5 protein-coding genes and 1 pseudogene are annotated in these 8081 nt (G+C 72.1%); 1 reads left to right on the forward strand and 5 read right to left on the reverse strand.

Annotated elements, in window-relative coordinates:
* Positions 1 to 69: 69 nt before the first annotated feature.
* The 5 genes from AB0M52_RS26705 to AB0M52_RS26725 are packed head-to-tail and all read right to left on the reverse strand — an operon-like array spanning position 70 to position 7505.
* On the reverse strand, positions 70 to 963 hold the full coding sequence (locus AB0M52_RS26705; RefSeq protein ID WP_363959087.1) for a sulfotransferase domain-containing protein: 894 nt from the start codon (positions 961 to 963) through the stop codon (positions 70 to 72).
* A gap of 15 nt (positions 964 to 978) precedes the next feature.
* Positions 979 to 2526 (reverse strand): lipopolysaccharide biosynthesis protein, encoded by a 1548-nt coding sequence (locus tag AB0M52_RS26710; protein WP_363959091.1) that lies wholly within the window; start codon positions 2524 to 2526, stop codon positions 979 to 981.
* Positions 2527 to 2585: 59 nt separating this feature from the next.
* Positions 2586 to 3920: an O-antigen ligase domain-containing protein gene (locus AB0M52_RS26715; protein WP_363959094.1), complete on the reverse strand. Its 1335-nt coding sequence runs from the start codon at positions 3918 to 3920 to the stop codon at positions 2586 to 2588.
* A 27-nt stretch (positions 3921 to 3947) separates the two neighbouring features.
* Complete coding sequence (locus AB0M52_RS26720; RefSeq protein ID WP_363959089.1) at positions 3948 to 5555, reverse strand: lipopolysaccharide biosynthesis protein; 1608 nt, start codon at positions 5553 to 5555, stop codon at positions 3948 to 3950.
* A 6-nt stretch (positions 5556 to 5561) separates the two neighbouring features.
* The gene (locus tag AB0M52_RS26725) at positions 5562 to 7505 is read right to left on the reverse strand and encodes a hypothetical protein (RefSeq protein WP_363959096.1); all 1944 of its coding nucleotides are present in this window, start codon (positions 7503 to 7505) and stop codon (positions 5562 to 5564) included.
* Positions 7506 to 7990: 485 nt separating this feature from the next.
* On the opposite strand from AB0M52_RS26725, the pseudogene AB0M52_RS26730 reads away from it, so the two are divergent.
* Positions 7991 to 8081: pseudogene (locus AB0M52_RS26730) on the forward strand (MBL fold metallo-hydrolase); the annotation flags it as partial.

The raw sequence follows: 8081 nt of genomic DNA on the forward strand, positions 1-8081 counted from the left end.
CTCCGCTTCGCTCCGTGCCGCCATGAGGCACCACCGCACTGAGCTGACGATTCGCACGCTGACGCTCGCTCATGACGGCCAGTCGAGGCGAATCCCGAGCCGCTGCCGCAACGCCTCGTTGTGCGGGCGGTAGTACCCGGTCAGCTCGGCGCGCAGGGCAGGCTCCAGCGGAGCCGAGCGCCGGTCGTTGTAGACCTTGAAGTCGGGCAGGTCGAACGCCGGTAGACCGAGGAAGTCCAGGGTGCGCCGGTAGGTGGCCCGGGCGTCGCGGTAGAGGTCCTCGCTGGGCAGGACGAGGATCTGCGCCCGGTCGAAGCGGTCCAGCCACGGCTGAAGGTGCTCCAGGTACCGGCCCCGGGCCCGGTAGGTGTACCAGTCGTAGCGCTCGCTGAAGTGGTCCGGTTCGGCGATCAGCCGCTCCCGCTCCCCCGCCGTACGCTCCGGCTCGGCGGCCAACGCCGCAGCGAAGTCCAGCGGCTCCACGCCGTTGGTCCGGCGCTCCTTCCAGTGCGAGTACGCCCGCTCCACCGGATCGCGCAGCAGCACGATCAGCCGCACCGCCGGCATCAGCGTGGCGACCCGCGCCGCAGCCAGAGGGTGGAACATGTACAGCGGGGCGGCCTCGCCGACCCGTACCGGGCCGCCGCGGCGGCTCTCCAGCGCCTCCCGCTGCCGCACGGTCGGAAAGTGCGAGCGGTACCACGCCTCGCCGCGCCGCCAGTTCTCCTCGAAGTAGTGCGACGACTTGGTGTTCCAGGCCGGGAAGAGCCGGGGCACCAGCGGGTGCTGGACGAGGTAGTTCCACAGCGAGGTGGTGCCGCCCCGCTTGGTGCCGATGATGAGGAAGTCCGGCAGCGGCCGACGGTCGCTGGTGCGTACCCCGTAGTCGACCAGACCTTCCCGGACCCGGCTCGTCACCTGGGCCGGTACCAGCTGCTTCACCCGGTCCCGGATGGACGACACGACCTCACCTGCCTTCTAGACCCGTGGTGGGACGCCGGACGGCGTCGCACCACGGATCTGCCCCATCGTCACCCGGATGCCACGCCGCACCCGGGGCACCGTCGACAAACCGACGCCGGCGGCGACCAGCACGCCGGCCGTCACCGCCAGGCCGGCCAGCACCCGCCCGCCGACCAGCACGCCAACCGTCGCCGCGCCGCCCACCGCGGCGACGACGGCCAGCGCCGCGCGAAGCATCGTCGCGTCGACGAGCGGCTGACCGATCACCACCCGGGCACAGCCGAACGCGATCATGTTCTCCATGACGATCCCCGCCGCCCAGGCCGTCGCCGCCCCGGTTGCGCCGTGGCCGGGGATCAGCAGGACGCCGAGCGAGACGGTGACCAGCAGTCCCGCCGACGCGGCGGCCAGATGCAGCCCGCTGCGCCCGCTCATCAGCAGCAGACTCTGCACGTTCCCGACACCGGTGTTCACCAGCATGGCCAGCGCGAGCGCGGTCATCGCGGTGGCCCCGGCGGAGAAGTCCGCTCCGAAGAGCTGAAGAAACGCCCGGCCGTAGATCGCCAGCAGCAGGTAGACCGGCCAGGAGAGCACCACGGCCCAGACGGTCAGCTGCCGGTGCACGGTCGCCGCCGTTGCCCACTGCCCTTGCCCGAGCAGCCTGGACAGCTGGGGCGACACCGCGACGCGCAGCCCCTGCATGGCGAGCTGGCCGGCGAGGATGTAGCGGCCGACCGCGCCGAAGACGCCGGCTTCCGCCGGCCCGGCGAGCACCGAGGTGAGCAGCACCCCGACCCAGACCGCGCCAGCGTCGATGACCGCCGACGCGGCCCGGGGCAGCGCGAAGCGCCAGAACCTCCGCCAGTCGGTCGGCCGAGGTCGTAGGGCGGCTCCCCGCCGGACCCCGAGCGGACCGGCGACCAGAGTCAGGCAGACCAGCAGGGCAAGCGCCGCCGGCACCAGCCAGCCGGTCAGCCCGGCCACCAGCCCCCAGCCGGCCAGCACCGCCACGCCCACCAGCGCCGGGCGCGCCAGCGGCAGCAGCACCGACTGCACCGCGAGGTAGGCGCGGATCGGTCGTACGCAGCGGAGGGCGGCGAGCAGCAGCGTCATGCCCACCACCAGCGGGACCGCGGCGAAGCTCAGCGCGATGACCAGGGCACCGTCGTCGGGAGCGTCGAGCAGGCGGGACGCCAGCGGCTCGGCGACGACCACCCCGACAGCAGCGACCACCAGCGCGGCCGCGACCGGCGGGATCAGCGCCACCGGCAGGATCCGGGCCGCGTCGCCGGACGCGCCGGCACGCCGCCTCGGCAGCGTCCAGATCAGCCCGGTTTCCGCACCCAGCGTGCAGACCGCAGCGGCCACCGTGACCACACCGATCGCCGCGAAGAACACCCCGGACCCGGCCGTGCCGTAACCACGCGTGATGACCACCGCCAGGACGAATCCGAGCAGACCGTTGGTCGCCGCCCCGAGCAGGCCGGCCATGCCCGTACGGGCGCTGTGCCGGGCTTCCGCCGCGGCGTCGGTCCCGATCCGCGGCGGCTCCGACCCGGCCACGATGGCGGGATCGCGGCGCGGGGACGAGGCGACGTCGGTGGGTGGACGCGCGGCGGCGGTCACGCCGGCACCACCTGAGGACCGGGCGGCGCACCCGGCGGAGGCGCACCGCGGGCCGCCGCCTCCCGCTCCACGAGCGCCATCGACAGGGCGACGGCGAAGAAGGCGATGGACAGGTTCGGGCTCGCCATCCCGTAGAAGGGGATCTGCACCAGGCAGATCACCGGAACCACCGCCAGCCACTGCCCGGCGGCGCCGGCGGCCCGGGCGCAGATCACCGTGACGACCAGGAACCAGGCGAGGAAACAGACCAGCGCCGGTATGCCGTGGCCGAACAGCACCATCCAGAGTTGCCCCTGAGTGCCGACCGGCGCCTCGGCGGAAACCGTGTCGGACGTGACCGGCCCGCCGTAGCCGAGCCACGGTGAGTCACCGATCCGGCGCAACACTTCCGCATAGAGCGAGAACCGGTCGGTGTTGGTGTCGCTGGACTCGACCCGGTCACCGATCAACGTGGCAACCGGGATGAACAGGGCGGTGAGCAGGCCGGCGAGCAGCACTCCCGCGACGGAGAGTCCGACCTGGACGTTGCCGCGCAGCGCGGCCCGCACACCGAGCACCGCCAGCCCCACGCCGAGGCTCGCGAACATCACCCGGTTCAGGGTGAGGAAGGCCGGGGCCAGCGACAGCGGCAGCGACGCCAGCAACGCCCAGCGCAGTACGCCCCGACGGCGCAGCATGGTGAACGCCACCACGCAGGGCAGCGTCATGGCGTACGCACCGCCGTAGTTGTTCGTGTACGGAAAGGGTGCCGCCGGCCGGTAGACCGGGTCGAGTGACCGGGCGCTGTACTCGGTCGCGGTGATATGCACCAGGTCCTGGATGTAGGGGTTGCCGGCGATGCCACCGGGAAGCAGCACCTCGACCGGTGTGGTGAGGGCGAACCGCGGCGCGAGTACGCCCAGCCAGCCGAGCGCGACCAGGCCGAACCAGAACGCGCAGAGCGGTACCAGAACCGTCGCCTGATCGGCGCGCTCCCGGGCCAGGGTGTACACGTAGCCGCCGACCACCAGGGCGGTGGCGTAGAAGCCCAGCCGCAGACCGAAGGCGGCCACCGAGCCCGGTGACGACAGGCGGGTCGCACTGATCACCACCAGAGCGAGGAAGATCAGCCAGATCCCGGTGGCGGGCGGCAACGGTACGCGTCCACGGACGACCAGCAACGCGAACAACACGGCGCCGAGCAGCGCCCAGCCGAGATAGAAGGCCCCGGCCAGCCACCAGATCGGCACCAGGCCGAACATCACCATCAGGGGCCAGCTGGGCAGCCGGGGCGGCGCGGCGGCCCACGGTGCCGGACCGGGTGCTGGCCGCCCGCCGATCGGGTCGGTCACCGCCGGCGCGCGGGTGCGGGGCACGGATCAGCCCCGTCCGTCACGGGTCAGCACGAAGCCCAGCGTGGTGACCCCGGCCGCCCGCAGCCGCTCCACCAGGCGGCGCAGTTCGGCCTGCCGGGTGCGATCCCGTTCGACCACCACCACCGCGCTGCCCTGGCGGGCCACCGCGACACCCCGTTCGTCGGTCTCGGCCGGTGGTGCGTTGAAGAGCAGGAGCGGATGGCGGGCGCCGTCCCGGAACGTCCCGAGCAGGACACTGCCGGCGCCCACCCGGACCTCGCCACTGTGCCCCGGCCGGCCGTTCGGCCCGCCGGGACCACTCGCCGGTCGGGGCAGGGTGAGCGTGGCGTCCGGGTCGGGCGACGTGCGCCGGTTGACGGGACGCGGCGACGGGCGACGCGGTGGCGTGATCACCTCGGTGGTCTCGTCGGCGGTGGTCGGGGCGGAGCGAGGTTTCGGGACGGCCGGCCTGGTCGGATCAACTGACGCCGGCAACCGCGCACGGTCGACGAGCACCGCGTCGCGGAGGCGGTCCAGTCGTCCGCTGTCGTCGGCGACGAAGACGTCGCGACCTGCGACCGCGAGCGCGACCGCCAGCCGGGCGGTGATCGGTGTGGGGTCTTCCCGGGCGCTGAGCAGGGTCACCCGGGCCGGCTGGTGGATCCGCTCCGCGATCGCCATGGCCACGTACCTGATGTCGGCCGCGACCGGACCTCGACGACCGAATCCCCGACGACCCCGGACCGTGCCGAGCAGCGCCAGACCGCTGGTACGGCGGGCGTCGTCGGCCGATCGGACCCGCCGGTCCACCGATTCGAGGGCGAAGGCCAGCACGACGCCGAGCAACGCGCCGCCGAGCAGGCCGGCCAGCACGAACATCGACTGCCGGCCGCCGGAGGACACCAGCGCCGGCTCTGCGGTCTGGGTGACCCAGCCCGGATTGACGTCCACCGCCGCGATCTCGGTACGTGCGGAGTTCAGCTGGGTCAGCTGACTGTTGATCCCGGTCAGCTCGGCCGCGGCGGTGTCGGTTCCCCCCTGGCGGGTGTTGGCGATCCGCTTCTGGACCGCCGCCTGCTGCGCGGCCACCTTGGCGATGCTCTCGTCGTACGAGCGGAGCATCTCGTCCCGCTGCCGCTCGTACATCGACCGACGGACGTCGAGGTAGGACTCGGCGGCCAGGTTGACGCTCCGCACGGCCTGCTCGGCGGTGCGCGCCCCGTAGGAGAAGCGCAGGATCTGCCCGCCGGCGGGCACCTCGACCTCGAGGGCATCCCGCACGTCGCGTTGATCCTGCCCGTTCATCTCGGCCAGCCGCCGCACCACCTCCGTGCCGGTGGCGATGCCGCTCTCCACGTTCATGTTCACCGCCCGGTCGGCGGCGGCCCCGCTGGGGCTGAAGGCGTCGGTGACCACCGGGCGGACGGCCACCACCGCGTTCGCGCGGTACAGACCGGGGACGAAGGTGACGTACCCGAGCGCGGCGACCAGTCCCAGCGCGGCGGTCACCGCCACCGCCCCGATCCGGTGCAGCGGGACGCGGAGCAGATCGCTCAACGTCACCGTACGCTCCGAGCCGCCACCGCCACCGTACGGTTCGGCGGACCAGGACCGCGGTACCGCGTCAGTCATGGGGCTTCACGCGAAGAACATGGACGGGGTGGACCAACTCAACCCCGGACTCGCGGTCGCGAGGACGGTGCTCTCCGTGCCGTTGACCACCGTCGCCGGTGCCGCGGTGGGGTGGAACGGCACGCTGCGCAGCGCACCGTCGGTGGCGCCGTAGACGATCCGGCCGCCCACCCAGGCCATGCCGCGGACGGTCGACCAGGTGACCCCGGTGGTGGGCAGGCTGAACTCGGTGGCCCCGAGGTAGTTGCCGTCCGGCTCGAAGTACCGGTAGTAGAGCTGGTTCGTGCCGGTGCGGGTGTAGTAGAGCCGCCCGTCGAGGTAGAAGGCGCCGGTCATCTGTGCCGGGTTGAACCAGGCGTTGTAGCCGGAGGATTCCCAGGGGACCCCGATGGCACCGCCGTTGAACATCGAAATGTCGATCCGGCTGCCGGTCGGCGTGCCGGCCACTAGGTGTGACCAGTAGATCCGGTCGCTGACCCGCCAGGTGGCCCCCGCCCCGGTGTAGTTCGGCTGGCTGACCGTGGTCGGCGAGCCGATCCCCGCGCCGTCGAACGGCACCTTCGCGAGCTGGCCCGCGCCGACGCTCAGGTAGAGGTGGCCGGTGGTCGCGGTGGGCGGGTTCTTCGGGACGACCGTGCGCCCGCCCGCCAGCGGGAACAGTCCCAGCCGGCCGTGGTACTCGTTGCCCATGCCGTCGGAGTTGTGCCCGAAGTAGAGGCCGTCGCTGCCCCGCCAGAGCACCGGCACCTGCGAACCCCAGGAGGTCGCGCCCGCGGGCAGCGAGGTGCCGCCACGGCGGCCCGGGTTCCAGTTGACCGGCATACCGGTGGCCGGGGTGACCGCGGCGACGCCCAGGCGGTCGACGGCGCCGGGGCCGGCCTGGTCGTACCCGGACGGGTTGTTCAGCCAGCGGAAGTGCCCGCCGAGGTAGATGATGTTGTCGGCCACCTCCACCGAGGTGATCGTGTCGTTGCCGGTGAAGTTGACCCAGGTGCCGAGCTGGCCGGTGCCCCGGGCGGCGGTCTCGAAGCGGACCAGCGCGTCGCAGTACGCGGCCGGCCAGCCGTTGCCGCCGTTGGTGCCGACCACGAACCAGGTGCCGTCACCACCGAAGCGCACATCCTGCACGTAGTGCACGTACACCGTCGGCGCCCCGCACGGCGGCACGAACTTCTCCGTGCTCCAGTCGATCACGGTGGGCGTGCCGGTGAGGTCGACCAGCGCCATCTGATTGCGGGGCAGGTCGTTGACGTAGCGGAAGTTGCCGCCAACGACAAGGGTGCGGCCGTTTGGGGAGACGTCGATGGTCCAGGCGTACGAGCCGGTGTCGTGCCGACCGACGGTGGCGTTGATGTTGAAGGTCGGATCGATCGCCCCGGTCGTGGCGTTCAGCCGGGCGAGCCCGGAGTGGGCGGCGCCGTTGATCCAGTTGAAGGCGCCGGCCAGGTAGAGATGGTTCTGATGCAGGACCATGTCGCGGATCATCCCGCCGTCCGAGCGGCCGACCCAGCTCTCGCGGATCGCGCCGGTGGCCGGATCCAGCGCCACCAGGTTCCGTCGGGCCACCCCGTTGACGTTCTTGAACGCCCCGCCGACGATCAACGTGCCACCCGGCCCGGCGATGAGCGCGTTGACCGCGCCGTCGAGCACCGGCAGGAACGTGGTGGAGATGGCCCCGGTGGTCCGGTCGTACGCGAACAGGTAGCGCCGGATGATCCACGTCGAGCTGGCTGTCTGGCGGATCTGGGCGAAGCTGCCCCCGACGTACACCATGTTGCCCACCTCGGCGAAGGCGCGCGCCTCACCGTCCCTGGCGTGCGGGGTGTGGTCGGCGGGGTTCGTCGTGACCAGGGTGCCCGGCTCGGGGGCCGGCACCACGGCCGCGGCTGCCGCGGTGGGCACGGCCAGCACGGCCGCGACGGTCGTCAACGCGACGACCCCGGCCCGGATTCGGGGTCTACGCGCGGAACGCCACGACAAGGACAATCTGGGCACGCTGAGCCTCCGGAGTGGACGAGAACGCACGTAGAGTCTCGCGTCCACTCCGGAGGGCAACAACCACCGATTGGGTGACCGGCGGCTCGATAAGCGGACAAAAGCCGCGATCGGTCAGATGCCCGACAGCCGCCGATGCCACGGCAGGGCCTGCGAATCGCCTCCGCTCAGCGGCTCCCTCCCGTCGGTTGCCGCAGATAGCCATCCCGTCCGGCGGCAGCGAACCCGGCCAGCGCCGCCGCGTCGTGGTTCATGGTCATGTTGCAGGCGCTCGTCGTCCGCGTCATGCCCGGCGAGTTGAAGTAGATAGCGGCCTTGATCTTGGGATGCGCCTTGAGCGCCGACGGGAACTCCTCGAACCAGCGCTGCTTGGCGGTCGGGTCAGCGCTGTCGAAGTTGGTACCGAACTCTGCCAACATCCGCGGCTTGCCCGCGCCGACACCATCATCGGCTCGATCCGGGACCGGCTGCTCACCCTGCCGCCGCAGACCGTCGTGCACACCGGCCACGGCGACAGCACCACCATCGGCG

Origin of the sequence: Micromonospora sp. NPDC051296 (genome assembly GCF_040682255.1) — a bacterium.
Classification (GTDB): domain Bacteria; phylum Actinomycetota; class Actinomycetes; order Mycobacteriales; family Micromonosporaceae; genus Micromonospora; species Micromonospora craterilacus.

Bases quoted from the DNA above. Each gene is read 5' to 3' on its own strand.
- AB0M52_RS26720 (WP_363959089.1), bottom strand. From the start codon at position 5,555: ATGACTGACGCGGTACCGCGGTCCTGGTCCGCCGAACCGTACGGTGGC.